Source organism: Micromonospora sp. NPDC049523 (assembly GCF_040676775.1).
Lineage (GTDB): Bacteria > Actinomycetota > Actinomycetes > Mycobacteriales > Micromonosporaceae > Micromonospora_G.
On record NZ_JBFAPP010000003.1, the window covers coordinates 363,105 to 388,713 of the forward strand.

26 protein-coding genes and 2 tRNA genes are annotated in these 25,609 nt (G+C 71.3%); 16 read left to right on the top strand and 12 right to left on the bottom strand.

Going from position 1 to position 25,609, the window contains the following annotated elements:
* Nucleotides 1-8: 8 nt before the first annotated feature.
* Together hutU and AB0J90_RS06265 are read right to left on the bottom strand one after the other, a co-directional pair.
* On the bottom strand, nt 9-1,658 hold the full coding sequence (gene hutU, locus AB0J90_RS06260; RefSeq protein ID WP_363592733.1) for a urocanate hydratase: 1,650 nt from the start codon (nt 1,656-1,658) through the stop codon (nt 9-11).
* A 36-nt stretch (nt 1,659-1,694) separates the two neighbouring features.
* A complete protein-coding gene (locus tag AB0J90_RS06265) occupies nt 1,695-2,552 on the bottom strand; it encodes a MurR/RpiR family transcriptional regulator (protein ID WP_363592961.1) in 858 nt (285 codons plus the stop codon).
* Between the two features lie 197 nt (nt 2,553-2,749).
* Between AB0J90_RS06265 and AB0J90_RS06270 the strand changes: the two genes are divergently transcribed.
* The 4 genes from AB0J90_RS06270 (at nt 2,750) to AB0J90_RS06285 (ending at nt 6,256) form a co-directional block, all read left to right on the top strand.
* On the top strand, nt 2,750-3,583 hold the full coding sequence (locus tag AB0J90_RS06270; RefSeq protein WP_363592735.1) for a class I SAM-dependent methyltransferase: 834 nt from the start codon (nt 2,750-2,752) through the stop codon (nt 3,581-3,583).
* A gap of 44 nt (nt 3,584-3,627) precedes the next feature.
* Nucleotides 3,628-4,467: an MOSC N-terminal beta barrel domain-containing protein gene (locus AB0J90_RS06275; RefSeq protein ID WP_363592737.1), complete on the top strand. Its 840-nt coding sequence runs from the start codon at nt 3,628-3,630 to the stop codon at nt 4,465-4,467.
* A 162-nt stretch (nt 4,468-4,629) separates the two neighbouring features.
* Nucleotides 4,630-5,502, top strand: coding sequence for an expansin EXLX1 family cellulose-binding protein (locus AB0J90_RS06280; RefSeq protein ID WP_363592739.1), 873 nt, complete (start codon nt 4,630-4,632; stop codon nt 5,500-5,502).
* 91 nt (nt 5,503-5,593) lie between these two features.
* Complete coding sequence (locus AB0J90_RS06285; protein WP_363592741.1) at nt 5,594-6,256, top strand: class I SAM-dependent methyltransferase; 663 nt, start codon at nt 5,594-5,596, stop codon at nt 6,254-6,256.
* Nucleotides 6,257-6,344: 88 nt separating this feature from the next.
* On the opposite strand, the gene AB0J90_RS06290 is transcribed toward AB0J90_RS06285, so the two are convergent.
* The 3 genes from AB0J90_RS06290 to AB0J90_RS06300 all read right to left on the bottom strand — a co-directional run bounded on the left by AB0J90_RS06290 (nt 6,345) and on the right by AB0J90_RS06300 (nt 8,937).
* Complete coding sequence (locus AB0J90_RS06290; RefSeq protein ID WP_363592743.1) at nt 6,345-7,586, bottom strand: serine hydrolase domain-containing protein; 1,242 nt, start codon at nt 7,584-7,586, stop codon at nt 6,345-6,347.
* A gap of 53 nt (nt 7,587-7,639) precedes the next feature.
* Nucleotides 7,640-8,296 (bottom strand): flavin reductase family protein, encoded by a 657-nt coding sequence (locus tag AB0J90_RS06295; RefSeq protein ID WP_363592745.1) that lies wholly within the window; start codon nt 8,294-8,296, stop codon nt 7,640-7,642.
* A 119-nt stretch (nt 8,297-8,415) separates the two neighbouring features.
* The gene (locus tag AB0J90_RS06300) at nt 8,416-8,937 is read right to left on the bottom strand and encodes a GNAT family N-acetyltransferase (protein ID WP_363592747.1); all 522 of its coding nucleotides are present in this window, start codon (nt 8,935-8,937) and stop codon (nt 8,416-8,418) included.
* 161 nt (nt 8,938-9,098) lie between these two features.
* Between AB0J90_RS06300 and AB0J90_RS06305 the strand changes: the two genes are divergently transcribed.
* Together AB0J90_RS06305 and AB0J90_RS06310 are read left to right on the top strand one after the other, a co-directional pair.
* Nucleotides 9,099-10,094, top strand: a complete 996-nt coding sequence (locus AB0J90_RS06305; protein WP_363592749.1) for an aldo/keto reductase — start codon at nt 9,099-9,101, stop codon at nt 10,092-10,094.
* A 10-nt stretch (nt 10,095-10,104) separates the two neighbouring features.
* Nucleotides 10,105-10,692, top strand: coding sequence for a TetR family transcriptional regulator (locus AB0J90_RS06310; RefSeq protein ID WP_363592751.1), 588 nt, complete (start codon nt 10,105-10,107; stop codon nt 10,690-10,692).
* A 460-nt stretch (nt 10,693-11,152) separates the two neighbouring features.
* On the opposite strand, the gene AB0J90_RS06315 is transcribed toward AB0J90_RS06310, so the two are convergent.
* Nucleotides 11,153-11,236, bottom strand: a tRNA-Leu gene (locus AB0J90_RS06315).
* Nucleotides 11,237-11,349: 113 nt separating this feature from the next.
* Nucleotides 11,350-11,823, bottom strand: coding sequence for a thioredoxin-dependent thiol peroxidase (bcp, locus tag AB0J90_RS06320; protein WP_363592753.1), 474 nt, complete (start codon nt 11,821-11,823; stop codon nt 11,350-11,352).
* A 145-nt stretch (nt 11,824-11,968) separates the two neighbouring features.
* Here bcp and AB0J90_RS06325 point away from each other — a divergent pair, with 145 nt between their 5' ends.
* From AB0J90_RS06325 to AB0J90_RS06340, 4 genes are read left to right on the top strand one after another with little or no spacing between them, the layout of a single operon-like run.
* Nucleotides 11,969-12,685, top strand: a complete 717-nt coding sequence (locus tag AB0J90_RS06325; protein WP_363592755.1) for an energy-coupling factor ABC transporter permease — start codon at nt 11,969-11,971, stop codon at nt 12,683-12,685.
* Nucleotides 12,682-13,095 (top strand): PDGLE domain-containing protein, encoded by a 414-nt coding sequence (locus tag AB0J90_RS06330; RefSeq protein ID WP_363592758.1) that lies wholly within the window; start codon nt 12,682-12,684, stop codon nt 13,093-13,095. The genes AB0J90_RS06325 and AB0J90_RS06330 overlap by 4 nt, the downstream gene beginning before the upstream one ends.
* Nucleotides 13,096-13,866: a cobalt ECF transporter T component CbiQ gene (cbiQ, locus tag AB0J90_RS06335; RefSeq protein ID WP_363592760.1), complete on the top strand. Its 771-nt coding sequence runs from the start codon at nt 13,096-13,098 to the stop codon at nt 13,864-13,866. It abuts the gene before it with no gap.
* Between the two features lie 31 nt (nt 13,867-13,897).
* Nucleotides 13,898-14,671, top strand: coding sequence for an ABC transporter ATP-binding protein (locus tag AB0J90_RS06340; RefSeq protein ID WP_363592762.1), 774 nt, complete (start codon nt 13,898-13,900; stop codon nt 14,669-14,671).
* On the opposite strand, the gene AB0J90_RS06345 is transcribed toward AB0J90_RS06340, so the two are convergent.
* The 4 genes from AB0J90_RS06345 to AB0J90_RS06360 all read right to left on the bottom strand — a co-directional run bounded on the left by AB0J90_RS06345 (nt 14,632) and on the right by AB0J90_RS06360 (nt 17,779).
* Entirely contained in the window at nt 14,632-15,753 is a 1,122-nt protein-coding gene (locus tag AB0J90_RS06345; RefSeq protein WP_363592764.1) for a hypothetical protein, read from the bottom strand. The genes AB0J90_RS06340 and AB0J90_RS06345 overlap by 40 nt on opposite strands.
* The gene (locus AB0J90_RS06350; RefSeq protein ID WP_363592766.1) at nt 15,750-16,571 is read right to left on the bottom strand and encodes a thioredoxin domain-containing protein; all 822 of its coding nucleotides are present in this window, start codon (nt 16,569-16,571) and stop codon (nt 15,750-15,752) included. The genes AB0J90_RS06345 and AB0J90_RS06350 overlap by 4 nt, the downstream gene beginning before the upstream one ends.
* Nucleotides 16,564-17,082: a MauE/DoxX family redox-associated membrane protein gene (locus AB0J90_RS06355; RefSeq protein ID WP_363592768.1), complete on the bottom strand. Its 519-nt coding sequence runs from the start codon at nt 17,080-17,082 to the stop codon at nt 16,564-16,566. The genes AB0J90_RS06350 and AB0J90_RS06355 overlap by 8 nt, the downstream gene beginning before the upstream one ends.
* A gap of 130 nt (nt 17,083-17,212) precedes the next feature.
* The gene (locus AB0J90_RS06360) at nt 17,213-17,779 is read right to left on the bottom strand and encodes a sigma-70 family RNA polymerase sigma factor (protein ID WP_363592963.1); all 567 of its coding nucleotides are present in this window, start codon (nt 17,777-17,779) and stop codon (nt 17,213-17,215) included.
* 193 nt (nt 17,780-17,972) lie between these two features.
* Here AB0J90_RS06360 and AB0J90_RS06365 point away from each other — a divergent pair, with 193 nt between their 5' ends.
* The 4 genes from AB0J90_RS06365 to AB0J90_RS06380 all read left to right on the top strand — a co-directional run bounded on the left by AB0J90_RS06365 (nt 17,973) and on the right by AB0J90_RS06380 (nt 23,205).
* On the top strand, nt 17,973-18,626 hold the full coding sequence (locus AB0J90_RS06365; RefSeq protein ID WP_363592769.1) for a zf-HC2 domain-containing protein: 654 nt from the start codon (nt 17,973-17,975) through the stop codon (nt 18,624-18,626).
* A 35-nt stretch (nt 18,627-18,661) separates the two neighbouring features.
* The gene (locus AB0J90_RS06370; RefSeq protein ID WP_363592770.1) at nt 18,662-20,323 is read left to right on the top strand and encodes a copper resistance protein CopC; all 1,662 of its coding nucleotides are present in this window, start codon (nt 18,662-18,664) and stop codon (nt 20,321-20,323) included.
* A 12-nt stretch (nt 20,324-20,335) separates the two neighbouring features.
* Complete coding sequence (locus AB0J90_RS06375; protein ID WP_363592772.1) at nt 20,336-21,079, top strand: YcnI family protein; 744 nt, start codon at nt 20,336-20,338, stop codon at nt 21,077-21,079.
* 128 nt (nt 21,080-21,207) lie between these two features.
* Nucleotides 21,208-23,205: a hypothetical protein gene (locus tag AB0J90_RS06380; RefSeq protein WP_363592774.1), complete on the top strand. Its 1,998-nt coding sequence runs from the start codon at nt 21,208-21,210 to the stop codon at nt 23,203-23,205.
* A 210-nt stretch (nt 23,206-23,415) separates the two neighbouring features.
* Here the strand turns inward: AB0J90_RS06380 and AB0J90_RS06385 are convergent, their stop codons facing one another.
* Nucleotides 23,416-24,711 carry a glycosyltransferase family 87 protein gene (locus AB0J90_RS06385; protein WP_363592776.1) on the bottom strand — a complete coding sequence of 432 codons (1,296 nt, stop codon included), beginning with the start codon at nt 24,709-24,711 and terminating at the stop codon, nt 23,416-23,418.
* Between the two features lie 67 nt (nt 24,712-24,778).
* Here AB0J90_RS06385 and orn point away from each other — a divergent pair, with 67 nt between their 5' ends.
* Both orn and AB0J90_RS06395 read left to right on the top strand, forming a co-directional pair.
* Complete coding sequence (gene orn, locus AB0J90_RS06390; RefSeq protein ID WP_363592778.1) at nt 24,779-25,375, top strand: oligoribonuclease; 597 nt, start codon at nt 24,779-24,781, stop codon at nt 25,373-25,375.
* A gap of 128 nt (nt 25,376-25,503) precedes the next feature.
* A tRNA-His gene (locus AB0J90_RS06395) sits at nt 25,504-25,579 on the top strand.
* The last annotated feature ends 30 nt before the right edge of the window (nt 25,580-25,609 follow it).

The window sequence follows — 25,609 nt, forward strand, 5'->3', positions numbered from 1 at the left end:
ACCCCTCCCTACGCCCGGTCCATCGGCACCGGCAGCCCGGTACGGGTGGCCACCTCGGCGGCGCTGGGGTAACCCGCGTCGACGTGGCGGAGCACCCCCATCGCCGGGTCGTTGGTGAGTACGCGTTCGATCTTCTGGCCGGCGAGCGCGGTGCCGTCGGCGACGCAGACCTGCCCGGCGTGGATCGACCGGCCGATGCCCACCCCGCCACCGTGGTGGATGGACACCCATGATGCCCCGCTGGCGGTGTTGACCAGCGCATTCAGCAGCGGCCAGTCGGCGATCGCATCCGATCCGTCGGCCATCGCCTCGGTCTCCCGGTACGGCGAGGCGACCGACCCGGCGTCCAGGTGGTCCCGCCCGATCACCACCGGGGCCGACAACTCGCCGGAGGCGACCATCTCGTTGAACCGGACCCCGGCCCGGTCCCGCTCGCCGTAACCGAGCCAGCAGATCCGCGCCGGCAGCCCCTGGAACGCGACCCGTTCCCCAGCGAGCCGGATCCACCGGGCCAGTGACTCGTTCTCCGGGAACAGTTCCAGTACGGCCCGGTCGGTGGCGGCGATGTCGGCCGGGTCGCCGGAGAGCGCCGCCCAGCGGAACGGCCCCCGGCCCTCGGTGAACAGCGGCCGGATGTACGCCGGCACAAAACCGGGGAAGTCGAAGGCGCGCTCGTACCCGGCGAGTTGGGCCTCGCCGCGGATCGAGTTGCCGTAGTCGAAGACCTCGGCACCGGCGTCCAGGAAGCCGACCATCGCGGCCACGTGCCGGGCCATCGAGGCCCGCGCCCGGTCGGTGAACTCGGCTGGCTTGGCGGCGGCGTACTCGGCCGCGTCGGCGAGTTCGACACCCACCGGCAGGTAGGAGAGCGGGTCGTGGGCGCTGGTCTGGTCGGTCACGATGTCGACCTCGACGCCGCGTACGAGCAGTTCGGGGAAGACCACGGCCGCGTTGCCGACCACACCGACCGACAGCGCCCTGCGTTCCCGCTTGGCCGCCAGCACCGCCTCGACCGCCTCGTCCAGGTTGTCCGCGATCTGGTCGAGGTAGCGGTCCCGGACCCGGCGGGCGAGCCGTTCCGGGTCGACGTCGACGATCAGGCAGGCGCCGCCGTTCATGGTGACCGCCAGCGGCTGGGCGCCGCCCATGCCGCCGCAGCCCGCGGTGAGGGTGAGGGTGCCGGCGAGGGTGTTGTCGAACCGCTTGGCGGCGACCGCGGCGAAGGTCTCGTAGGTGCCCTGCAAAATACCTTGCGTACCGATGTAGATCCACGAGCCAGCGGTCATCTGCCCATACATGGTCAGACCGAGGTGTTCCAGGCGACGGAACTCGGGCCAGGTGGCCCAGTCACCGACCAGGTTCGAGTTGGCCAGCAGCACCCGGGGCGCCCACTCGTGCGTACGCAACACCCCGACCGGGCGGCCGGACTGCACCAGCATCGTCTCGTCGTCGCGCAGCTCGGTCAGGGTCCGGATCAGCGCGTGGTACGAGGGCCAGTCACGGGCGGCGCGGCCGGTGCCGCCGTACACGACCAGGTCCTCGGGGCGCTCGGCCACCTCCGGGTCGAGGTTGTTCATCAGCATCCGCATGGCCGCTTCCTGGGCCCAACCAACTGCGGTACGGGTACTGCCGCGCGCGGCGCGAACGGGCTGGTACATCGGGGTCTCCTGGCGCAACGGTGGGGGAGTGGGGACTCAGGTGAGGAACACCTGGCGGCGGGCGGCGGACTGTTCGAACTCCTCCAACCGGCGCTGGGTGTGGCTGGGTGCGGCGTCGCAGATCGCCTGGAGCAGCACCATGGCCAGCGTCATCGGGGCGGTGTGCAGGTCGAACACGAGTTGGGCGCCGACCGCGGCGGGCAGCACGATGTCGGCGTACTCGGCGGCCGGGCTGACCGCCGAGTCGGTGATCACCACGATGGAGAGCCCGGCGTGCCGCGCCTCGCGGAGCGCGTCGAGGGACTCGCGCGGGTAGCGCGGCAGCACGATGGCGAGCAGTGCGCTGGCGCCGGCCGTACGGGCCTGGTCGAGCCGGTCGGCGAGCAGGCTGCCGCCGGTGTCGAGTACGCGTACGTCCGGGTGCACCTTGGCGGCGAAGTACGCGAAGTACGCGGCCAGCGGGGCGGCGGCGCGCAGCCCGAGCACCGGCAGCGGGCGGCTGTTGGCGAGCAGTGCCCCGGCAGCGGTCACCTTGTCCGGGTCGGCGAGCTGTTCGGCGAGCTGGTGCAGGTTCTCCACCTCGGCGCTGACCGCCCGCTGCAGTTCGTTGCCCGCCGGTACGCCGGACGCCGGTCGGCCCCGCTCGACGGCGGTGATCTCACGCAGCCGTCGGCGCAGGGCGGGGTAGCCGTCGTAGCCGAGCGCGATCGCGAAACGGGTGACCGACGGCTGGCTGACCTGGGCGAGTTCGGCGATCTCGGCCGCCGACAGGTACGCCGCCGAGGCGGCGTGCTGGACCAGGCTGTGCGCGATCCGTCGTTGCGTCGGGGTCAGCCGGATGCCGTGGAACAGGTCGAGGACCTGGTCCGTCGGCGGCGTGACCGCGACCCCGATGTTCGACTCGGGCGCAGCGGCAGGTAGCTCGGGCGCAGCGGCAGGTCGCTCGGGAACAGCGACCATTACCGCATCTCGGACAAGTGAATCGTCATTCACGGAAGCACTCTATGCATGAAATCATTCACCTGGCAATGAGGTGCGGCCCAACGTGGCGGCGCGTGTCCCGCCCGGAGAGACGTGATACAACCAACATCGTGAATGGGACCAGGTTCCGGCGCACCATCGCCCGTACCCCGCTCGCGCCCGTCGCGGCCTTCCCGAAACGGTTGCTCCGGGTGGCCCGGCACGACGCCCGCGTGCTCGGCGTCTCCGCCCGCTGGCTGCTCACCTCCCGCGAACACCACAACTACACCTACGACCTGACCCGGCTCAGCCGCGAGCACCTCGCCTGGTTCGTCAGCGTCATCACCGACACGCCGGTCAAGCAGATCCGGGACTACCTGGCCGAGATTGAGTCCGACCACCCGCTGCGGCAGCACATCGAGCGGACCACCGCCTCCTCCGCGCGCCGGGGCCTGGCCGACCGGCACGTGCGCTACGCCCGCCGGATCGGCTGGTACGCGATCGTCCGGGCGACCCGGCCCGCACACGTCGTCGAGACCGGCGTGGACAAGGGGCTCGGCACCTGCGTACTCGCCGCGGCACTGCTGCGTAACACCGCCGAGGGTCATCCCGGCCGGGTCACCTCGCTCGACATCAACCCCGAGGCCGGCTACCTCGCCCGGGCCGAACCCTGGTCCGAGGTCGTCGACCTGGTCATCGGCGACTCGATCGCCTCGATCCGGGAACTGGACCGGCCGGTCGACCTGTTCCTGCACGACAGCGACCACAGCGCCGGGCACGAGCGCAACGAGTTCGAGGCGGTCGAGCCGAAGCTGGCACCGGGCGCCCGGCTGCTCACCGACAACGTCACCGTCACCAACGTGCTCGCCGAGCACGCCGAGCGGACCGGCCGGCGGTTCCTCGCCTACCGGGAGACACCGGCCCGGCACTGGTTCCCCGGCGACGGCATCGGAGTCGCCTGGTAGTCCGAGGCGCCCGGCGGTCGCCGACGTCATGCGATCCTGGCCGAATGCGAGTCGCCTCGATTCACACGTACCCGGTGAAGGGCTGCCGTCGGATGGACCGGGACACGGCCCGGGTCGAGCCGTGGGGCCTGGACGGCGACCGGCGCTGGCTGATCGTGGACGAACGCGGGATCGGCCTCACCCAGCGCCAGCACCGGGAACTGGTGACGCTGCGGGCGGTGTCGCGGCCGGGAGGGCTGAGCCTGGCCGCGCCGGGACTGGCTCCGCTCGACCTGGCCGAACCGACCGGCGGCGAGCCGATCCAGGTCCGGGTGTTCTCTGGTCGTCCTCCCTCGCCGGTACGCGCCGCCGGCCAGCATGCCGACGACTGGCTCAAGCGGCTGCTGGGACGCGAGGTCCGGCTGGTCTGGCTCGGTGACCCGAACGCCAACCTGGTCCCCTGGCAGGTCCCGGCGGGCTCCGGCGCCGAGGTGAGCTTCGCCGACGGCACCCCGCTGCTGCTGACCAACACCGCGTCGCTGGACGCGTTCAACAACTGGCTGCTGGAGTCGGGCAGCGTCGAGGGGCCGCTGCCGATGAGCCAGTTCCGCCCCAACCTGGTGATCCGCGGCGCCGAGCCGTGGGCCGAGGGGGAGTGGGTCGGCCGGCGGATCCGGATCGGCGGGGCGGTGTTCCACGGCGCCAACGAATGCGGCCGCTGCCTGGTCGCGACCATCGACCAGGAGACCGGGGAGCGGGGGCAGGAACCACTGCGGATGCTCGCCGCGCGGCGGAACATCGGCCAGAAGCTCCTCTTCGGCCTCCAGATGACGGTCGAGGCCGAGCGCGGCCCGCACGAAGGCCGCACCGTCAACGTGGGCGACACGGTAGAACTGCTCGGCTGACCGGTCGGACCGGGCCGGGCGTAGCCCGGACGCGGCTGTTGCGCCGGTGGAGGTGGTGCGGCAACATCGGACGCCGTGACTGCACCCGGTACGGCCTCAGAGAATGGCACACCGGCCGGCGACAGCGGTACGCGCCGGTCGAATCGACGGATCCGGCACTGGTTGACCGGTGCCGGTGTCGCCGCCCTGGCCGCCGTACTCGGCATCACCCTCGCCGTACGCTCCGGGGCCGCACCGGCCTGCGCGGCGCCACCCACCGGCAACACCGTCCACAAGGGAAAGGCCAGCTTCTACGACTCGCAGGGATCCGGCGGCAACTGCTCCTTCCCGAGCGCCCCGGCCGACCGGCTCTACGTCGCACTCGGCCCGAGCGAGTACGCCAAAGCGGCGGCCTGCGGCGGTTACCTCGACGTGACCGGTCCGAAGGGCAAGGTCCGGGTCGTGGTCATGGACCAGTGCGCCGGCTGCGCACCCGGCCACATCGACCTCTCCGACGAGGCGTTCGCCCGGATCGCCGATCGGTCACAGGGCGTCGTGCCGGTGACGTACCGGGCGGTGGTCGACCCACCGGTCAAGGGAGGGCTCACCTTCCGGATGAAGGACGGTGCCTCGCAGTGGTGGTTCGCGGTGCAGGTGGGCAACCACGGCAACCCGCTCCGCTCGGTCGAGGCGAAGGGACCCAGCGGCGGCTTCCGCGCGGCGGCCCGCCAGGACTACAACTACTGGATCATCGACGGTGGGCTCGGCGCCGGCCCGTACAGCATCAGGGTCACCGACGTGTACGGGCACCAGACGACCGCCACCAACATCCGGATGGCCCCGGAGCAGCTCCAACGCAGCACGGTTTCGCTCTCCGGCGCCGGTACGCCGGCCGGCACCGCCCGTACACCCAGCTCTTCGCCCCCGGCCCAACCGTCCCCGACCGTGAGCGCCACCCCGGCCCCGCCGTCACCGACCTCGGCGGCCCCCACCACCCCGGCGGCGACCGTCGAAGCCCTCGTCAACACCGACCCCGTCAACACCTCCTCCTGCTGACCGCCCGCCGCCGCACGGACGTCGTGGGGTGCCGTATCCGATCTGTCCCACCGGACTTCGGGGCGGCGGAGGGGGCGGATAGGTTCGGGCCATGAGCGATCTGGCCTTCCTCGACTCGACCCGTTCCTCGTACGACTTCGTGGCCGCCGGCTATTCCGCCCGCTTCGCCGACGAGCTGGCCGAGCAGCCGGTGCTGCGGAGCCAGCTGACGCTCTTCGCCGAGCTGGCGTCGGGCCGGGCCGGTGAGGTGGTGTCCGGGCCGACCGCCGACGTGGGGTGCGGGCCGGGGCATGTGACGGCGTTCCTGCGCGAGCAGGGGCTCGACGTGTTCGGGGTCGACCTGTCGCCGGGGATGGTGGAACAGGCCCGGGCCAACTATCCGGAGCTGCGCTTCGAGGTCGGCTCGATGACCGGTCTCGACCATCCCGACCAGAGCCTGTCGGGCCTGAACGCCTGGTACTCGACCATCCACATCCCCGACCAGGAGTTGCCGGGCGTGCTGGCCGAGTTCCACCGGGTGCTGGTCCCAGGAGCACCGCTGATGCTGTTGTTCCAGATGGGCGACGCTCCGAAGCACTTCGCCGAGGCGTGGGGCTACGACGTCGACCTGGTCCTCTACTACCGTCGCCCGGAAGCCGTCACGGAGATGCTGACCGAGGCCGGATTCCAGGTCATGCTCACGACGATCTGGGAGCCGACCCAGGTGCAGCCGAAAAAGCAGGCGGCATTTCTGATAGCCCGCAAATCAGACTGAACCGCCCCCGGCCCCCGGCCCCGCCCGCGATCCAGGGCAAGCGGCGTTCGTCGACGACGACTTGCCCCGGATCGGCGGGCGCTGCGGGCTAGGGGAGCCGGGCGGGGGGCAGGAGCCCCGGGCCCGGGGTGAGGGGCAAGGTCCGCACCACGGAGGTACGGGCCGCGTCCGTGCTTTCTGGACCGCAGAGCGCGGTGTCGATGAGCTGGAAGAGTGCCACGCTGATCGGGTCACCGGGGTACTGGTAGTGGCTGACGTTCTGGGCCACGCTCACCTGTCGTCTGCCGTCGGGGGAGTGCAGCGAAAGCGTGTTGTAGCCGAGCACCTGACCGTCGTGTCCGTACGCGTCGCCGCAGGCCAGGGGGAGCGACAACAGGCCGAGCCCGTAGCCCAGTCCGGTACCGGTCGGCAGGAAGCGCAGCAGGTCGGCCTGTTGGGCGGGGCGCAGCAGTCGGCCGCCGAGCAGGGCGCGGTAGAAGGTGTCCAGGTCGGCGGTGGTCGAGATCAGCTCACCGGCCATCTGGCCCCAGGACATGTTGTAGACGGTGAAGTCCCGCAGCTCTCCCTCGTACCAGGGCACGTAGCCCCGGCTGTGTGGGCCGGCGATGCGCGGGTCGGTGCCGGGGAAGTAGGTGTCACGCAGGCCCAGCGGCCGCAGGATCCGCCGGCTGACCTCCTCGGCGGCGGGGCGGCCGGTCACCCGCTCCACGATCAGCCCGGCCAGGATGTAGTTGGTGTTCGAGTAGAAGAAGGCCGCGCCGGGCGGGTTCGTCGCCGGCATGTCCAGCCCGACCCGGGCCAGCTCGCGGGGCGTGAAGGTGGTGTTCCGATGCTGCTCGATCAGCTCCGGCGTGGCGAGCAGGACATGGTCGTAGCTGCCGATCCCACTGCGGTGGCCGAGCAGCATCCGTACGGTCACGGTGTCGTCCGGCATCAGGCCGGGCAGGTAGCGCCGGACCGGTGCGTCCAGCGAGATCCTGCCCTCGCCCACGAGTTGCAGCACGGTGGCGGAGACGAAGGTCTTGGTGACGCTGCCGACCCGGTGACGGAAGTCGGGGCGTACCGGTCGGCCGGTGTTGATGTCGGCGATGCCGCTGGCGCCGCGCCAGGTGGCCCGGCCGTCGCGTGCCTCGGCGAAGACACCGATCATGCCGGCGGTGGTGATCCCGGCGAGGCCCGCGTCGAGTGCCGCGACCGGCAGGCCGCCGTGCCCCGGTCGTTCGGCGGGTGCGGGTCGGGCGGCGGCGGGACTCGCCAGCCCGCCGACCAGTACGGCCGTGACCAGCGTGCCGAGCCAGAACGAGGACAGCTTGCGTGGTGGTTTCCGCATGTTTCCTCCCGGATGGACGATCCGGGACCGACCGTAGTAGCGCTTTGCAACTCTTATGGGCCGACTGCGTCGACTGTCCCGTTCACCCGGGCGAGCTGGTGCGGCATGTTCCAGCCGTCGGCCAGCCGGGACGGGTGTACGTTCCCGCCGCCGCCGAAGAACTCGCAGAACTTCATGATCAGTGGATCCCAGCCGATCGGGTCGACGTGGTGCGTACCGGGGATGACCAGGCTCTCCTCGACGTGGGCGCGGAGCACCTCGACCTGGAAGGCGGTGCAGTCGGGGGTGGGGCCGAAGGGGTACGCCTCGATGACCCGGCATTCGAGCTGGATCGGACACTGCGCGACCCGAGGTGGCGCGACCAGTTCCGACGGCTGTTCGGTCAGCCCGGCCAGGGCGAACTTGTCTGGCTCGTACCGGTAGCCCTGCGCCAGCTTGTGCTCCGGCACGTCGGGTCGGCCGGTGGTGAGCGCGATCCGGTCGACCGCGTCGACCATCGACGACGACGGCAGGTTGAGTACGCACTCGCGCTCGCGGAGCAGGTTCGCCGTCGTCCGTCCGCTGTTGCCGAGGCCGAGCATGGCGGACCGGCCCAGCCACCAGGCCGACGACATCGGTGCCAGGTTGGTGCTGCCGTCGGGGTTGCGGGAGCTGATCAGCACCACGGGGGTGCCGAAGTAGAGCACCTTGAGCCCGGGAACAACGTGCATGGTCTGGCCTTTCGCGGAGTCGATGGACCTGGTCCGCGCGTCGCCGCGCTGGCCATGAACCACTCTCCGCGCCCGTGCCGCCGGCTGCTGGCGGCGATCGGACCTGGCGTTCCGCCTGGTCAGACCAGCGGCAGCCACATCAGGATCTCGTCCCGGTCGTCGCCCGGGGCGAGTCGCAGCGCGCCGGGCAGCCGCCCGACCTCGCGGTATCCGCAGCGCTCGTAGAACCGTTCCAGGTTCAGGCCGCCCCGGACGGTCACCTGGAGTGCCTCCAGGCCCAGCTTGCGGCCGAGCCGTTCGGCCTCGCCCATCAGCGCCGCGCCGTAGCCGGTGCCTTGCCGGTCGGGGTGCACCATCACCCGCTTGAGTACGCGCCAGTGCTCTTTCAGCGCGAACCGGTTGGACGCGAAGATCAGGAAGGCGACCGGTGCGCCGCTGTCCGCGTAGCCGACCAGCAGCCGGTCCGGTCCGGCGTCGATGCCGGCGAACGCGTCGTCCGCCACCGGCCGGACCTGTTCCTCGGTGACCGGAGCGACAAAACCGACGGCACCTCCGGCATTGGTCACCTCCGTCCAGAGCGTGACGAGCTGTTGCCGGAGCGCTGCGGTCAGCTCGGGATCGAGCACGAAGCGGAGGGTCACCGGGCCATCTTCGCCGGTTCGGTGCCGCGTTCCAGGCCGGCGCCCGACCATGGTGACGACGGTAACAGTCGCAATCTGCTGACAGAATTTGAAATCTGTCAGTTGTCGTTCCATACTTGAGTCCGAACCGAGTGGACCCCCTCGAAGAGGAGAAACCAGTCATGGAAACTCGCAAACTCGGCAGTACCGGACCGACCGTCTCCGCACTGGGCCTCGGCACCATGGGCATGTCCGACCTCTACGGACCGGCCGACGAGACGGAGAGCATCAGCACCATCCACGCCGCCCTCGACGCCGGCGTCTCCCTGCTCGACACCGGCGACTTCTACGGCATGGGTCACAACGAGATGCTGATCGGACGGGCGCTGCACGAACGCAACCGTGACGACGTCGCCATCAGCGTCAAGTTCGGCGGCCTGCGCGACCCCGACCTCGGCTGGCGGGGCATCGACGGGCGACCCGAGGCGGTACGCAACTTCCTCGCGTACTCGCTGCGCCGGCTCGGCACCGACCACGTCGACGTCTACCGGCTCACCCGGGTCGACCCGAACGTGCCGATCGAGGAGACCATCGGCGCCATCGCCGAGCAGGTCGAGAAGGGACACGTACGCCACATCGGGCTTTCCGAGGTCGGCGCCGACACCATCCGGCGGGCCCACGCCGTGCACCCGATCAGCGACCTCCAGATCGAGTACTCGCTGATCTCACGGGGCATCGAGGCGGAGATCCTGCCGACCGTACGCGAACTCGGCATCGGCGTGACCGCGTACGGGGTGCTCGCCCGTGGCCTGCTCAGTGGCCGCTGGACCGCCGACCGGGAACTGACCCCCGGCGACTTCCGCAACACCGTACCCCGGTTCAGCGGCGACAACCTGACGGCCAATTTGCGCCTGGTCGAGTCGCTGCGGGAGGTCGCCGAGGCCCGGGGAGCCACCGTCGCGCAGGTCGCCATCGCCTGGGTGCTCGCCCAGGGCGCCGACATCGTGCCCCTGGTCGGCGCCCGCCAGCGGGACCGGCTGACCGAGTCGCTCGGCGCGCTGGACCTGAAACTGGCCGCCGACGACCTGGCCGCGATCGAGCGGGCCGTACCGGCCGGATCGGCCTCCGGAACCCGTTACGCCACCCCCTACATGACCCACCTCGACAGCGAACGGTGAGATGGTGCCCATGGCCGACACCACTCTGACCTCCGGGCAGATCCTCGAAGCGGCGGAGGACGTCCTCCGCCGCTTCGGCCCCGCCAAGACGACCGTGGTCGACGTCGCCCGCGTCCTGGGCGTCAGCCACGGCAGCGTCTACCGGCATTTCGCCAGCAAGGCGGCGTTGCGCGAGGCGGTCGCCGAACGCTGGCTCGACCGGGCGCACGCCCCGCTGCCCGCGCTGACCACCGCCGACCTGCCCGCACCGCAGCGGCTGCGCGCCTGGCTCACCACGCTCGCCGCCGAGAAGCGTGGCAAGGCGTTGGATGACCCGGAGCTGTTCGCCACCTACATGGTGCTGGTGAACGAGAGCTCCGCGGTGGTGGAGGAACACGTCGAGGACCTGATCCGGCAACTCGCCCGGATCATCGGGGACGGGGTGGCCGACGGCGACTTCACCGTGGCCGACGTGGACCGTACGGCGCGTGCGGTGCTTGCCGCGACCGCTCGTTGGCACCATCCCGCGCACGCGGCCGAATGGGGCGAGCCGGGGATCGCGGAGGCGCTGGAAGCGGTCTGTGACCTGCTGCTCGACGGGCTGCGTACGCGGGCCTGACGATCGACGGGTACGACGAAGGGGTGGACTACGCCGCTTCGGGGCCGGTCCGGCTCGGTCACGGAGCCGCACCTGTCCTGCCCGTCGCCTCGCCGCACTTGACCTCGTCGCGCCTGACCTGGACCGCCCACGCGAGCTGTGCGCACCCGTCCGGGGTGCACTGCCGGCAAGTTCCCGGCTGCCACGGGTGCGGACCCGGCTGGTGCTGACGCAACGTCAGGTCGACCGCCATCCGAATCGCCGCCGTGGTGAGGGGTTCGTCCATCCGGCTCATCCGGCAGACGCCTCCCGCACGATCGCGGTGACGCCGTACGTAGTCGCCGAAGCACGGCAGGTGCCCGGTCCGATCCGGGTCGGTGCACGTTGACCTATCGCAAACGATCTTGCACTTGTGGTGGTTGGCAAATCGGGATGAGTGCCTTGATTCGGGCGCCACAAGTGCAAGATCGATGACAAACTTTGGTGCGGGAGGGGGGACTCGAACCCCCACGCCCGAAGGCACAGGAACCTAAATCCTGCGTGGCTGCCATTACACCACTCCCGCTGGCGGTACGAGTCTAGAGCCTCGACGGCGGCAGCGCGCACGTACGTCCGGCGTACGGGATCGGCCGACCGGACCGTCGCGGGTGGGCGACGGTCCGGGGTGGAACGGGTGCCTCAGTCCAGGCCGAGGTCGCGGCGGAGCTTCGCCACGTGGCCGGTCGCCTTCACGTTGTAGAGGGCCCGCTCGATCAGCCCGTCGGCGTCGATCACGAAGGTGGAGCGGATCACGCCGGTAACGGTCTTGCCGTAGAGCTGCTTCTCGCCGTAGGCGCCGTACGCGGTCAGCGCCGCCTTGTCGGCGTCGGAGACGAGCGGGAACGTGATCGCGTCGCGTTCGCGGAACTTGGCCAGCTTGGCTGGCTGGTCGGGGGAGATGCCGACCACCTCGTAGCCAGCGGCCTGGAGCGAGGCGAGCGAGTCGCGGAAGTCGCAGGCCTGCTTGGTGCAGCCCGGTGTCATCGCCGCCGGGTACGCGTAGAGCACGACCTTCCGACCCCGTAGCTCCTTGAGGGCGAGCGTCTTGCCGTCGTCGGTCGGCAGGGTGAATTCTGGCGCCAAATCGCCCGGCGCGAGGCGAGAACCCGTCATGGGGCGTGACATTACCCCCGCCAGCAGGCACGATCTTGATCGGTGTCAGTAGTTGTTGCAAAATGTTGGCAACAAGGGCGCCTTGGCAAATACGCTGAGATCCCGTTGGCGCGGACCCTCCCACGCCGCGGGTGGGGAGGAACTAGTGCAGTCCGTCGCGATGCACATCTCGAACGGGATCATCGATGGTCCCGTGGCCGCGATCTTCGCGGCGTTCGCGCTGGTGGTGCTCACGTTCTGCGTGATCCGCGCCCGGCGTGACCTCGACGACCGGCTGGCGCCGATGGCCGGCCTGGTGGCCGCGTTCATCTTCGCCGTACAGATGCTGAACTTCCCGATCTTCACCGCCGGGGTCAGCGGACACCTGCTCGGCGGAGCGCTCGCCGCGATCCTGGTCGGGCCGTGGGTCGGCGCGCTCTGCGTGTCGGTGGTGCTGGTCGTACAGGCGCTGGTCTTCAGCGACGGCGGCGTGGCGATGATCGGGCTGAACATCACCAACATGGCGATCCTCGGTACGGCCGCCGGCTACCTGCTGATCGCCCTGCTGCTCCGAGTGCTGCCGCGTACGCCGGCCGGGCTGGCGGTGACCGGGTTCGTCGCCGCCCTGGTCAGCGTCGTGGTCGCCTCACAGGGCTTCATCCTGCAGTACTGGCTCGGCGGCACCACCGACCTCGGCGACTCGCTGGGTGGGCTGGCCGCCACCATGGCCGGCGCGCACCTGCTGATCGGCATCGGCGAGGGCCTGATCACCGCCACCACCGTGGTTACCGTCGCCAAGGTACGACCCGACCTCGTCTACGCCCTGCGCGGCCTGCGGCCCGTGCCGGTGCTGGCCGACCCGATCCCCGGAGGTGCGCGATGAAGCAGCGGAACTGGGCCTTCCTCGTCGGCGGGCTGCTGGTCGCCCTGCTGCTCGCCGGGGTGGTCAGCAACTTCGCCTCGTCCCACCCGGACGGCCTGGACTCCTCGCTGCGTGAGGGCTGCACCTTCGACGCCGACGACAACATCACCGGCGGTAGCTGCCCGGCCCAGCAGACCAAGGACCACGAGCTGGCCGACAGCCCGCTGGCCGACTATGGCGTACGGGGCGTGCAGAACTCGTACCTGTCCACCGGCCTGTCCGGGGCGGCCGGCGTGCTGCTCACCTTCGCCCTCGGCGGTGGCCTGTTCTGGCTCACCCGCCGCCGGGGCACCGCCACAAGCGAACCGGTCGACACCGCCGACGCAACCGCCGCGACCGCTGTCCCGGCCGGCTCGGAAGCGGCGAAGTAGATGGGCGCCGGGCACGCGCACGTGCTCTACCGGGAGGGCAACTCGCCCGTGCACCGGCTCGCCCCCGAGGTGAAGATCGCGGCGATGGTTGCCTTCAGCATCGCCGTGGTCGCCACCCCGAGGCACGCCTTCTGGGCGTTCGGCGGGTACGCCGTACTGGTGGTCGTGGTGGCGGCGCTGGCCCGGATCAACCCCGGTTGGCTGCTCAAACGTTCGCTGATCGAGCTGCCGTTCGTCTTCTTCGCCTTCGTCCTGCCGTTCCTCGGCACCGGCGAGCGGGTGAGCTGGCTCGGCCTGAGCCTGTCCGTCGACGGCCTGTACGGCGGCTGGAACATCCTCGCCAAGGGCACGCTCGGCGTACTCGCCTCGCTCCTGCTGGCCGGGACCACCACCGTACGGGACCTGATCCTCGGCCTGGACCGGCTGCACTGCCCGCAGGTGCTCACCCAGATCGCCACCTTCATGCTGCGTTACCTCGACGTGCTGGCCGGTGAGGCCCGGCGGATGCGGGTCGCCCGGCTCTCCCGTGGCGACGACCCGCGTTTCCTGTGGCAGTTGCGGGGCTTCGCGGCCGGCATCGGCGCGCTCTTCCTGCGCGCGTTCGAACGCGGCGAGCGGGTCTACCTGGCGATGCTCGCCCGTGGATACGACGGCAGGATGCCGGCGGTGTGGCAGTCCACCGGAGCGGCGACCGCCGGCCACTGGGTCGCGGGCGCGGCCGTACCGCTCGCCGCCGCCGGCATCGCCGTGACCGCCCTGGTCACCGGATGAGCCGCAGCTACGCCACCGGTACGAGGCTGTCATGATCGGTGCTGTGGAAACCGCCCCCTCGCTGGACGTACGCGGCGTGCGCTTCGCCTACCCCGACGGTCACGTCGCCCTGCACGGGGTGGACCTGACCGTGCCCAAGGGCGACAGGGTGGCCCTGCTCGGGCCGAACGGCGCCGGCAAGACCACGCTGGTGCTGCACCTGAACGGGATCCTCGCCGCGACACAGGGCACGGTCACCGTCGGCGGGCTGGCGGTGGACCGGGACCGGGCCACCCTGGGCGAGATCCGCCGCCGGGTCGGCATCGTCTTCCAGGACCCCGACGACCAGCTCTTCCTGCCCACCGTCGCGGAGGACGTGGCGTTCGGCCCGGCCAACCTCGGGCTGCGCGGAGCCGAACTGGCCGCCCGGGTCGACGAGGCCCTGACCGCGGTCGGGATGAGCGAGCACCGGGACCGGGCGCCGCACCACCTGTCGTTCGGGCAGCGCCGCCGGGTCGCGGTGGCCACCGTGCTCGCCATGCACCCGGAGATCCTGGTGCTCGACGAACCGTCGTCGAACCTCGATCCGGCCGCCCGCCGGGAACTGGCCGAGATCCTGCGCGGGTTGCCGGTGACGCTGCTGATGGTCACCCACGACCTGCCGTACGCGCTGGAGCTCTGCGATCGGGCGGTGATCCTCGACGGTGGCCGGATCGTCGCCGACGGCGGTACGGCCGAGGTGCTCGCCGACGCCGACCTGCTGGCCCGGCACCGGCTCGAACTGCCCTACGGATTCGACCCGGTGGCGGCTTCCGCCCGAGGCTGACCGCCCGGCCGCGCATCCGCCGCAGCGGCGCCGGAGGTGTCGCGTTCCACCGCGCGCAGGCGCAGCACACCGGCCAGCGTCCCGCCGACGCCGATCACGATCACTGCCGCGACCAGCAGCCGCGCCGACGTCGCCGGCCAGGGCACCGGGGCCACCGACCGGCCGAAGACCGCCGCGTTCGCGACCCCGGCGAACAGCGCCAGGCACGCCCCGGACAGGGCCAGGGCGAAGTCGGCGGCCGGGCGCCGGGCCAACGCGTACGCCCCGGCGGCGAGCGCACCGAGCCCGGTGAGCAGCGGCCAGATCTGCCCGGCGAGCAGGCCCTGCAGCACCCCGCCCAGCCCGTCCGCCCCGGCGTCCAGCTCGCGGGCCACCGCGAAGGCGACCGCACCCGCCCCGGCCAGCACGAAGCCCCCGGCCAGTGTCGCCGTCCCCAGGCGGCCGGTACGCGTACCGGCGGGGAGGAGGCCGAGCGTGCCGAGGGCGAGCGCGCCGACCAGGCTCACCAGCCACCACGGTCCGGGGCTCGGCGGCGGCAACCAGTCCAGGGTGCCGCGCAGCTCGATCGGTGTGACGCCGTCACGCAACGGCACCGTCCAGTCCCGGATCCGGTGCGTCCGGTCCGGGTCGGCGCGTACCTGCTCGGGTGGGGTCTCCTCCAGCCAGTGGGTGCGCCGGTCGTGCCAGCGGGCCACCGGTTCGGTGCCGATCCGCTGCCAGGACGGCGGCAGGGTCGGGTCGGTGCCGGCCGGCGGTTCGGTGTCCCCGTCCAGCGTCCGGTTCAGGTACGTCGCGGGCGAGTTCCGGTTCTCGTACACCCCGTCCGGGCGGACCTCGAGGTAGGGCTCACCGGCATAACCGAGCACCTCCACGGTCCGGCCGGTCCGGTTGGTCAGCTCCAGCCGGGCGCCCGCCTCGACCGCCCGTACGGTGAGGCCGGGCAGGGCCGGGGCGAACGTGGTGACCGTGGTCCGGTAGTCGGTGCCGTCCGGGGCGTCCGCACCGTGGGCGAGCGCGGGGCTGCCCACCGCGAGCGCGCCGAGCAGGCCGGCGGCGCACACGGTGAGCAGTCGACGGATCACTTCGTGGCCGCTGCCACGGCCGCGTTGATGGCGTCCGCGTTCGGGTTCACGCCCTTGCCGTTGACCAGTACGGTCGGCGTGCTGTTGATGTTCGCCCGACTTCCCGCCTCGGTCACATGCGCGGTCCACGGCTTGAACGTACCGTCACGTACGCAGGAGCCGAAGGTGCCCCCGTCCAGCCCGACCGAGGTCCCGATGCTGATCAGCTCGTCGTCGCTCAGTCCGGCACTGCCCTCGGCCGGCTGCCGGTTGAACAGCGCTTCGGCGTACTCCCGGTATTTGCCCTCGTTGGCCGCGCAGCCGGAGGCGGCGGACGACCGGGTCGAGTAGTTGGTCGAGGAGGCCCGGTCGAGGTACGCGACCGGATGGAACTGGAGCTTGACCTTGTTCTCGCTGACCATCTGGTCGAGCATGCTGCCGGTGGACTTCTCGAACTGGCCGCAGAACGGGCAGATGAAGTCCTCGTAGATGTCGATGGTGACCGGCCCGTTGCCGACCACGATCGCGTTGCCGTCGGCGGTGGCGTTGGCCGGCGCGGTGAAATCGCTGGTCGAAGGCTGGCTGGCGAAGACGCTCCAGCCGATCAGACCGGCGATCACCAGCACCGCGACCGCGATCAGCGAGGTCCAGAGGGTGCGCCGACGACGCCGCTCCCGGGCCAGTTGCTCGCGGACCACCCGCGCGGAACTCTTCTTCTGCGCCGCCTTCTGTCCCTTCTGTGCCTTCTGCGGCCCCTGTGCCTTCTGCGGCCCCTGCTGGGCCTTGTCCGGCCTGCGTCCCGGACCGCCTTGGCGGCCCGGCCCCCGTGGGCTACTCATCCTCGTCCTCCAGACGCTGCCCGCCGGCCATCCACCGGTCGATCGACAATGGGCTGCGCGGCCAACGCAGCAGGAACGCCGCCATGATCAGGAACCCGATGTCGCGGAGGATCTCGGGCAGGTAACTCGGGGTCTGGCCGACGGCCAGCGGCCCGCCCTCGCTGAAGCAGCCGCAGTCGATCGCCAGGCCACGGGCCCAGGCCGAGGCGATCCCCGCGATGAACAGCACCAGCAGGACCGCGGAGACACCGGCGGCCAGTCGGGTGGCCAGCCCGAGGAGCAGGAGTACGCCGAGGGCGATCTCGACGAACGGCTGCGCCGCCCCGATCACCCTGGCGACGTCGAAGGAGAAGATCTGGTACGCGTTGACGGCCCGGCCGGCGGCGGCCAGGTCACCGACTTTCGTGCTGCCGGCCCAGAACCACACCGCCGCCAAGCCCAGGCGTACGGCCAGCCCGAGCCACGGTTGGACGGGATCCCAACGCGCACGTGCCGAGGTCACCATGGTCATGGCTCCTTAGTCGCCGGGTCGTCTCGGGCGGTTCCGCTTCCCAGACAAGTCCCAGCAGACCCCAGGAACCTCCCAGCCGACCACGGAAGGCCCGCAGCCGACCTCGGCGATTTCCCGACCGTCGCCCGGTTCAGCTCGCCAGCGCATCGCCGACCGCCTCGACCAGTTCGGCCCGCGCCCGTGCCACCCGGGACCGGATGGTGCCGACCGGCACCCCCTCGACCGCCGCCGCCTCGGCGTACGACAGTCCGAGCAACTGGGTGAGGACAAACGCGCCGCGCCGCTCGGCGGGCAGTCGCCGGAGCAGGTCGGCCGCCCCGAACTGCCCGGCCGGATCCGGGTACGGGTGGTCGGTGTGCGCCTGCCCGGTCAAGCGCTCGTCCAACCGGCGCCGCCGGACCACCGTACGGAGATGGTCGGCGCAGGCCCGCCGGGCGATGCCGAGCAACCACGTACGCGCACTCGACCGGCCCTCGAACGCCGGCAGCGCCCGGAACGCGCGCAGGTAGGTGTCCTGGAGCAGATCGTCCGCGCTGTCCCGATCGACCAGGGCGGCCGTGAACCGCCACACCTCGGCCTGGGTGGCCCGGACGAACGCCGCCTGCGCGGCCGGGTCCCCGTCACGGGCGCGCAACGCCCAGTGGGTCGCGTCGTCCAGCGCCAACGTCCGGTCGGCCACCCCTGCCCCCGGGGCCACCTCGGCGTCCGTGATCGCCGCCACCACCGTCGGGGCTTCGACGGTGGCGCTGGCCTGGGCGGACTCGCGCTCGACGGGGATCACGACATCCGAGGTTACGCGCGCGGCCGGAGTGCGGGGGCGGCCTTGGCGGGCTTGGGTGCGGTTGCCCACGGCCGGGAACTTTTCCGCACCGGACATCGACTATCTCCCCATGACCTGCGACGAGGTACGGGTCGCGCTGTCCGCGCGGCTCGACGGAGAAGACCCGCGGGCGCCGCTGGAGGCGCTCGACGCGCACACCGTGACCTGCCCCGGCTGCCAGGTGTGGCTGGCCCGGGCGGAGGAACTCGGCCGGGTCATGAGCCGTGCCCAGGCGGTCGAGGTGCCGGACCTGACCGCCACCGTACTCGCGGCAGTGGCCGCCGACCCGGTGAACGCCGCAGCTACCCGCCGCCGCGCCCAGGCCGCGTACGGCCGGCGCCAGATCCTCCGGGTCGCCGTCGCGGTGGCCGCCGTCGCCCAGCTCGCCATCGCCCTGCCGATCCTGCTCGCCGGCTTCGGCGTCGACGTCGACCTGCACACCAGCCGGGAGATGGCGTCGTTCGACGTGGCTCTCGCGGTCGGCTTCGCGCTCGCCGCGTACCGGCCGGAGCGGGCGCAGGCGTTCGTACCGGTCGCCTTCGTCCTCGCGGTCTGCCTCGCCGGCACCAGCGCGGTCGACATAGTGAACTCGACCACGGCCGTGGTGCACGAGATCGGCCACCTGGCCACGGTGGTGCAGGCCGGGCTGCTCTGGGCGCTCGGCCGGGTCAGCCGGCGTACCGATCCGCCGCTACAGGCGGCGGTGGTGGCGGGACGCGGGTGACACGAGGTCGCGCCGTGGTGGGTTTCTGGGCGAGCATGTCTCGCATGACTGCCGCACAAAGATCATGGGTATCGCGCGCCGGGGCGATGCTCGGCCTCCTGCTGGCGATGTTCGCCCTGCTGCTCGGGCCGGCCAGCCCGGCCAGCGCCCACGCGGTGCTGGTCAGCAGCAGCCCGGTCGCGGACACGGTGTTGTCCGACGCGCCCGCCGAGGTGGTGCTCACGTTCAGCGAGGGCGTCCGGAACGTGCCGGACAAGATCCGGGTGCTCGGACCGGACGGGGCACGGGTGGACCGGGGCGAGCCGGTCTTCGACGGGGCCGTGGTGACCATCCCGGTCGACCCTGGCGGTCCCAGAGGCACCTACCTGGTCAGCTACCGGGTGATCTCCGCCGACAGCCACCCGGTGGCCGGCGGTTACACGTACTCGGTCGGTGCGCCGTCCAGCCCGCCGACGGACACCGAGAACGACACCGTCGACCCGGCGATCACCGCCGCGGTCGCGGTCGGCAAATACCTCGGGTACGCCGGACTGGTGCTGCTCGTCGGCCCGGTGCTGGTGCTCAGCCTGCTCTGGCCGCAGCGACTCGACCGGCGTGGCCCGGCCCGGCTGGTCTGGACCGGCTTCGGCCTGGTCACCGCGGCAACCCTGATCGGGATCTGGCTCCAGGTCCCGTACACCACCGGCGGTGGCCTCTTCTCGGTCAGCGGCAGCGCCCTGAGCGACGTGCTGGCCAGTACGTTCGGCGCGGTGCTGCTGGTCCGACTCGGCATCCTGGTGGCCTCCGCGATCCTGCTCCGGCCCGTGCTGCGCGGCAACGCGGGTCGGGCCGACCACATCCTGCTGGCCGTACTCGCGGTGGCGGGGCTGTTCACCTGGCCGCTGGCCGGACACTCGGCGGCGTCACCCGTACCGGCGGTGTCGGTGCTGGTCGACGCGGTGCACGTGGGCAGCATGGCGGTCTGGCTCGGTGGTCTGCTGATGCTGGTCGCCTTCCTGCTGCGCCGGGCCGACGAGCGGGAACTCGGCGCGATCCTGCCGATCTGGTCCCGCTGGGCCGCGGTGTCCGTCTCCGCGCTGCTGCTCGCCGGGATCGTGCAGGCACTGATCGAGGTGGCCACGCCGAGCGCCCTGATCGACACCACGTACGGCCGCCTGATCATCGCGAAGGTGGTGCTGTTCGGCCTGGTGATCGGCGTTGCCGCGTACTCCCGGCGGCTGGTCCAGCGGCGGCTCGCGACCGAGCAGCCGGGGCGGATGCGCCGGGCGGTCTGGACCGAACTGGGTGTCACCGCGCTGATCCTCGCCATCTCGGCGGTGCTGGTGCAGACCCCGCCCGGACGGACCGCGGAGGCCAACGACGGCGCGGCCGGCGCGGGCTTCTTCTCCACCACGCTCACCAGCAACGTGCTCTCGCTCCAGGTGGAGGTCGACCCGGCCGGAACCGGCAGCAACTCGATCCACCTGTACGCGTACACCGCGGACAACAAGCCGCAGCCGGTGGTCGAGTGGACCGGAACCGCCGCCCTGCCGTCCAAGGGCGTGGAGCCGATCGAGATCCCGTTGCTGCCGCTGACCGACAACCACGCCACCGGTGAGATCAACCTGCCCACCGCGGGTGAGTGGCAACTGCGCTTCACCGTCCGAATTTCCGACATCGACCAGGCCACGGTGACCGCCACCGTGCCGATCAACTAGGAAGGCACTTCCATGATCCGTCCCCGGCGTACCGCGACCGCGGCCGCTCTCGTCCTCGGCGCCGCGCTCGTCGGCGTGTTCGGCGTCGCCCTGCCGGCGTCCGCGCACGTCTCGGTCAACCCGAAGGAGGCGACCCAGGGCGGCTACGGCCGGGTGGCCTTCCGGGTGCCGAACGAGAGCGACACCGCTTCCACCACGAAGGTCGAGGTGAACCTGCCGGAGAACGCACCGGTCGCGTCGGTCTCGACCATCGCGGTGCCGGGCTGGACGGTGGCATTGGAGAAGCGCAAGGTGGACCCGCCGCTGGAGGTGCACGGCAGCCAGATCACCGAGGCGGTGTCGAAGATCACCTGGACCGCTTCCGCTGGCGGGGAGGTCAAGCCGGAGCAGTTCCAGGAGTTCGGTGTCTCGCTGGGCCCGCTGCCCGAGGTCGACCAGTTGGTCTTCAAGGTGCTCCAGACCTATTCGGACGGCAACATCTCGCGCTGGATCGACGAGCCGGTGGCGGCCGGTGCCGAGGAGCCGGAGCACCCGGCGCCGGTGTTGAAGCTGGCCAAGGCCGCCGCTCCGGCAGCCGGCGGGGCGTCGCCTTCGGTCGCCGCCGTTTCCCAGGCCGACGACGACGATGACGACGAGGACAGCTCGGCCGGGGTCGGGCTGGGCATCGCCGGGCTGGTGGCCGGTCTGGCCGGTCTGGTGCTGGGCGGACTGGCGTTCGCCCGTACCCGCCGTCCGGCGACCCCGTCCGACGCCTGACGCTTGATCGCATTGATCCGCTGGCCCGCCGGAGATCCGGCGGGCCAGCGGCGTTTCGCGCAATAAGGAGTATTAAGCCCCTTTAGGTCGGTATCGTCAGGAAGATACTTCGATCAGGGGGAAAGTCGATGCGCGTCGTACGCACCATCGCCGGGGTGCTGCTGCTCACGGTCGGGCTGGCGGCGCTGCTCGTCGGCAGTGCACTGTGGACCGTGGCAGCCCAGCGGGACGCCGGTGGAGCGTTCACCGCGACGTTGCAACGGATCCAGACGCCCGGTCGCGCGATAGTCGTACCCGACCTGGACGCGCTGCTGCGCCGGGACGCCCCGTTCACCCGTACCGGACAGGCCCGGCTGCGGATCACCGCCGGGACCGAGTCCCGGCCCGCGTTCCTCGGCCTCGCCCCGACCGCCGACGTCGGCCGCTACCTGGCCACGATGCCGTACGCGCTGGTCGACCGGGTCGCCGTGACCCGGGGCCGGCTGCCGGTCCAGGTCACCGGGGTGTCCGGGATCGGGGTACCGAGCCAGGCCCTCGTGTCGACCCCCGGCGAGCAGGCATTCTGGGTACGTCAGGCAGCCAGCACCCTCGACCTCGACGCGGACGACCTCCGCGGGCAGCGGCTCAGCCTCGTTGTCATGTACCCCGACGCCGCGCCCGGTGTCGCCCTCGACCTCCGCGCCGAACTGCGGGTGGGTTGGCTCGAACCGACAACCTGGGGTCTGCTCGCCGGTGGCGCCCTGCTCGGACTGCTCGCAGTGGCCGTGCTGGTCTGGCCGAGCCGCCCCCGCGAGGTGGTCTTCGTGGTCGAACCCAGCCAACTCCCGGTGCTGACCGCCCGGCTCGGCGTACGCGCCCTCGACAGCGTCGGCCAGCCCGTTCAGGGTGGCAAGCAGTCCCGGCGTGCCGCACGGTCGCAGCCGCAGCCGCAGCCGCAGCCGCAGCCGCTGCCGTCGCAGTCGCCGTCCCCGGTCGCTCCGGCGGCGGCCCCGGCCGGCTGGCCGCTCCACTCGAACCTGCCCGCCCCGTCCCGCCCGGTCGACACCACGAGCCCCCGGTCACCGAACGGGCTACCCGCCCGCGCTACGGAGAACGGGCTACCCACCCGCGCTACCGAGAACGGGCTACCCGGCCGCGCTACCGACCCGGTGTCGGCCCGCCCGGAGACGCTGGCGGACGTACTCAGCCAGCCCGAGAGCACCCAGGGCAGCCCGGCTGAGAGCACCCAGGGCAGCCCGGTTGAGAGCACCCAGGGCAGCGCGCCCGAGAGCACCCGGAGCGGCCCGACCGCGCCACCGGTCGAGGTCGCCGCGAACGGCGGACCGGCTGGCGGTGCTCAGGCCTCCGGGCGCAGTCTCGACCACATCTGGCCGGCGAGCAGTCCGCCGCCCGCCAAACTGGTGCTGAACTGGCCGCCCCGCGCCGCCGGTACGACGGGACCATTGTCGAAGCAGCCCGCGAACACGGCCCCGGCCTATCCGGCGAAGACCTCCCCGGTCCGGTCCGCCCAGTTCCAACCAACCCTTGCCGACGCCGCCCAGCCCGAAGCGGTCAAGCCTGAGGCGGTCAAGCCTGAGGCGGTCAAGCCCGAAACAGCCGAGTCGGGAGCTGTCCAGCCCGAAGCCGTGGCATCGGAAGCTGACCGGTCTGCAACCGCCGAGGTCGGGACGGCTCGGCCCGGGGCGGTTCCACCCGCACAGGCCGACCCGCAGACGAAACCCGTCGGTACGGCACAGACCCGGCCCGACCCGGCCCCGAAGTCCGAGCCCGCTTTGGATCCGGTGCACGTGCGGGCGGAGCGGGTCACCAACCCCGTGCCGGCGTACCCGGGTAAGGGTATGGCCGAGTCGCAGGCCGCGCAGGCGTCCGGCGTACCCGTGGTGGGTGGCGGACCGGCGGCCAAGCCGGCGGCGTCGCGGGCCACCGCGACCCGGCGGACCAAGGCGGGCGGGACGGCGGAGAGCGGCGCGGTGACGACCCGGTCCAAGAAGTGCAAGCCGGTGCCGGAGACCGGTGCCCAGCCCTCGGCGACGGGGAACGCGGACGCCGACAGCGGATCGGCCGCCACTGCGGTGGTCGGCGGCGGTGGGTCGGCGGATACCGCCGAGGCCACGTCGACGAGGTGAACCGGCGTTCAGGGCGGCTTGTGGGGACCTGGGGAACCGTCCCAGCGACAGATGGCGAGTGGCCCTCCGCGCTGCCGACACGAAGGGCCACTCTCACCGGGGGATCGGTGTACTGAAGGAACGTTTTAGGTGTTGGTACTAGATTAACCCCAACAGGGATGACTAGGGGAGATCTGTCCAGTTGGTGCAACTTCTGCCACTACCGGACAGTCAGCGCGTGACCGGGACACCGCTGCGGGGAACGCTGTTGCTCGGAGCCTCCCGAACCAGATGCCGGGTCGGCAGCACCACCAGCAGCAGTACGGCCAGCAGTACGTACATGTTGCGCAGCACGAACTCGATCGGCGAGTCGGTCGGTACGGGCGCCACACCCCAGTCGTGGAACGAGACCACCCCGTAGACGACGCTGCCGTAGACCACCGCCGCCAGCACCAGCAGCGCCCGCCGTCGGCGCCGCCCCAACCCGCTCGGCTCCCATCCGGGCGGCTGCGCCAGGCCCGCGTCGGCCAGCACCAGCACCGCCGGGATGAACCAGTACACGTGGTGGGTCCAACTGATCGGGCTCGCCAGCGCCCCGACCAGCCCGGTCAGGGCCAGCCCGGTCAGCTCGTCCCCGCCCCGGGCGGCCCGGCTGGCCCGCCAGAGGCCGAAACCACCGACCACGGCGACCAGTGCCAGCCAGAGCAGCTGATCGGGCTTCTCCGGCACCGTGATCCGGCTCAACAGGCCGAACAGGGACTGGTTGCCGGTGTAGTCGGTGCGGCCGACCCGGCCGGTCGCCCACAGCTCGTGGGTCCAGAAGCGCCACGAGTCGCCGGGCGCGATCGCCGCCGCGAGCAGCGTCGCCACCGCGGCGCTCGCGCTGGCCACCGCCGCCTCGCGCCAGCGCCGGGTGGTCAGGAAATAGACGATGAAAATGCCCGGATACAGCTTGAGCGCCGTCGCCAGTCCGATGCCGACGCCGGCCCAGCGTGAGTTACGGGGTACGGCGAACAGCAGGTCGCCGAGGATCAGCACCACCAGCAGCATGTTGATCTGGCCGAAGGTGATCGTCTCCCGGGTGCTCTCCGCGGCGAAGACGAGCGGGATGGCCACCGCCGCGGCCAGCCAGCGGGGGAAGCCCCGGCGGTCGGCGATCGACATGACCAGCCACCAGGTGGTCACGATCACCGCGAGCACGGTGAAGATCGTGAAGATGGTGACCGTGGCGCCCAGCGGCAGACCGGCGAACGGCCGCATCAGCAGCGCCGTGAACGGCGGGTACGTGAAATACAACTCGCCCTGCACCCGGTCCGGCTGGGCGTAGTCGTAGAGCGGGTGGCCGTCCGCCCACCAGCGCATCGCGCTCATGTAGATCTTCAGGTCGAAGAAGTTGTGCGGCGTGCCGAGCAGGTAGACGACCGGCACCACGGCAGCGAGCGCCACCGCCACGACGAGCCAACGGGCGGTGCGGCCACCCGGATCGTCTGCGGCGGTGGTGGATGATGCGGCGGGATCGGCTGGCACGGGAAAACCCTAGCGGTCGGTTGTGGCTGCCGCGTTGAGGCGCGGGCTGCTGGGCTGCGCGTAGTCTGTGGCGGTGGCTGATCTTCTTGTCTGGATCGACTGTGAGATGACCGGGCTCGATCTCGGCAAGGATGCGCTGATCGAGGTCGCTGCTCTCGTTACCGATCCGGACCTCAACGTTCTCGGTGAAGGGGTCGACGTGGTGATCCACGCCGACGAACAGGCGCTGGCGGGGATGCCGGAGATAGTACGGGCAATGCATGAACGCTCCGGCCTGACCGAGGAGGTACGCCGCTCCGCGGTGAGCCTCGCCGAGGCCGAGGACCTGGTCATGGAGTACGTGACCAGCCTGGTCAAGGACCCCCGCAGCGCCCCGCTGTGCGGCAACTCGATCGCGACCGATCGGGGCTTCCTGGCCCGCGACATGCCCCGGCTCGACGCGCACCTGCACTACCGCATGATCGACGTCTCGTCGATCAAGGAGCTGTGCCGGCGCTGGTACCCGCGGGTCTACTTCGGCCAACCGGCGAAGGGGCTGGCGCACCGTGCGCTGTCCGACGTCCGGGAGAGCATCCGCGAGCTGGAGTACTACCGGCGTACCGTCTTCGTCCCGCTGCCCGGCCCGGACGTCGAGACCGCGAAGTCGATCGCCGCCCAGCTCTGACGGTTTCCGCCGCCCCGGTCGGGTTCGTGCCCGACCGGGTGGCAACCCGCTCGACGTGGTCCGGGTGGATGTGGCTATTATTGGTCGGCGCCCCGCCCGGTGGTTCATGATCCGGGTTGGTCGACGTGGTGGCTGTAGCTCAGTAGGCAGAGCACCGGGTTGTGGTCCCGGGTGTCGTGGGTTCAATTCCCATCAGTCACCCCACGGTCAAGCCCCCTCTTCGGAGGGGGCTTG

Excerpts from the sequence above, each read along its gene's own strand:
- AB0J90_RS06370 (WP_363592770.1), top strand. The coding sequence starts at position 18,662 with ATGTCTCGCATGACTGCCGCACAAAGATCATGGGTATCGCGCGCCGGG.
- AB0J90_RS06285 (WP_363592741.1), top strand. The coding sequence starts at position 5,594 with ATGAGCGATCTGGCCTTCCTCGACTCGACCCGTTCCTCGTACGACTTC.
- AB0J90_RS06350 (WP_363592766.1), bottom strand. The coding sequence starts at position 16,571 with ATGAGTAGCCCACGGGGGCCGGGCCGCCAAGGCGGTCCGGGACGCAGG.
- AB0J90_RS06375 (WP_363592772.1), top strand. The coding sequence starts at position 20,336 with ATGATCCGTCCCCGGCGTACCGCGACCGCGGCCGCTCTCGTCCTCGGC.
- hutU (WP_363592733.1), bottom strand. The coding sequence starts at position 1,658 with ATGTACCAGCCCGTTCGCGCCGCGCGCGGCAGTACCCGTACCGCAGTT.
- AB0J90_RS06380 (WP_363592774.1), top strand. The coding sequence starts at position 21,208 with ATGCGCGTCGTACGCACCATCGCCGGGGTGCTGCTGCTCACGGTCGGG.
- AB0J90_RS06310 (WP_363592751.1), top strand. The coding sequence starts at position 10,105 with ATGGCCGACACCACTCTGACCTCCGGGCAGATCCTCGAAGCGGCGGAG.
- AB0J90_RS06340 (WP_363592762.1), top strand. The coding sequence starts at position 13,898 with ATGATCGGTGCTGTGGAAACCGCCCCCTCGCTGGACGTACGCGGCGTG.
- AB0J90_RS06305 (WP_363592749.1), top strand. The coding sequence starts at position 9,099 with ATGGAAACTCGCAAACTCGGCAGTACCGGACCGACCGTCTCCGCACTG.
- AB0J90_RS06330 (WP_363592758.1), top strand. The coding sequence starts at position 12,682 with ATGAAGCAGCGGAACTGGGCCTTCCTCGTCGGCGGGCTGCTGGTCGCC.
- AB0J90_RS06355 (WP_363592768.1), bottom strand. The coding sequence starts at position 17,082 with ATGACCATGGTGACCTCGGCACGTGCGCGTTGGGATCCCGTCCAACCG.
- AB0J90_RS06290 (WP_363592743.1), bottom strand. The coding sequence starts at position 7,586 with ATGCGGAAACCACCACGCAAGCTGTCCTCGTTCTGGCTCGGCACGCTG.
- bcp (WP_363592753.1), bottom strand. The coding sequence starts at position 11,823 with ATGACGGGTTCTCGCCTCGCGCCGGGCGATTTGGCGCCAGAATTCACC.
- AB0J90_RS06275 (WP_363592737.1), top strand. The coding sequence starts at position 3,628 with ATGCGAGTCGCCTCGATTCACACGTACCCGGTGAAGGGCTGCCGTCGG.
- cbiQ (WP_363592760.1), top strand. The coding sequence starts at position 13,096 with ATGGGCGCCGGGCACGCGCACGTGCTCTACCGGGAGGGCAACTCGCCC.
- AB0J90_RS06295 (WP_363592745.1), bottom strand. The coding sequence starts at position 8,296 with ATGCACGTTGTTCCCGGGCTCAAGGTGCTCTACTTCGGCACCCCCGTG.
- AB0J90_RS06365 (WP_363592769.1), top strand. The coding sequence starts at position 17,973 with ATGACCTGCGACGAGGTACGGGTCGCGCTGTCCGCGCGGCTCGACGGA.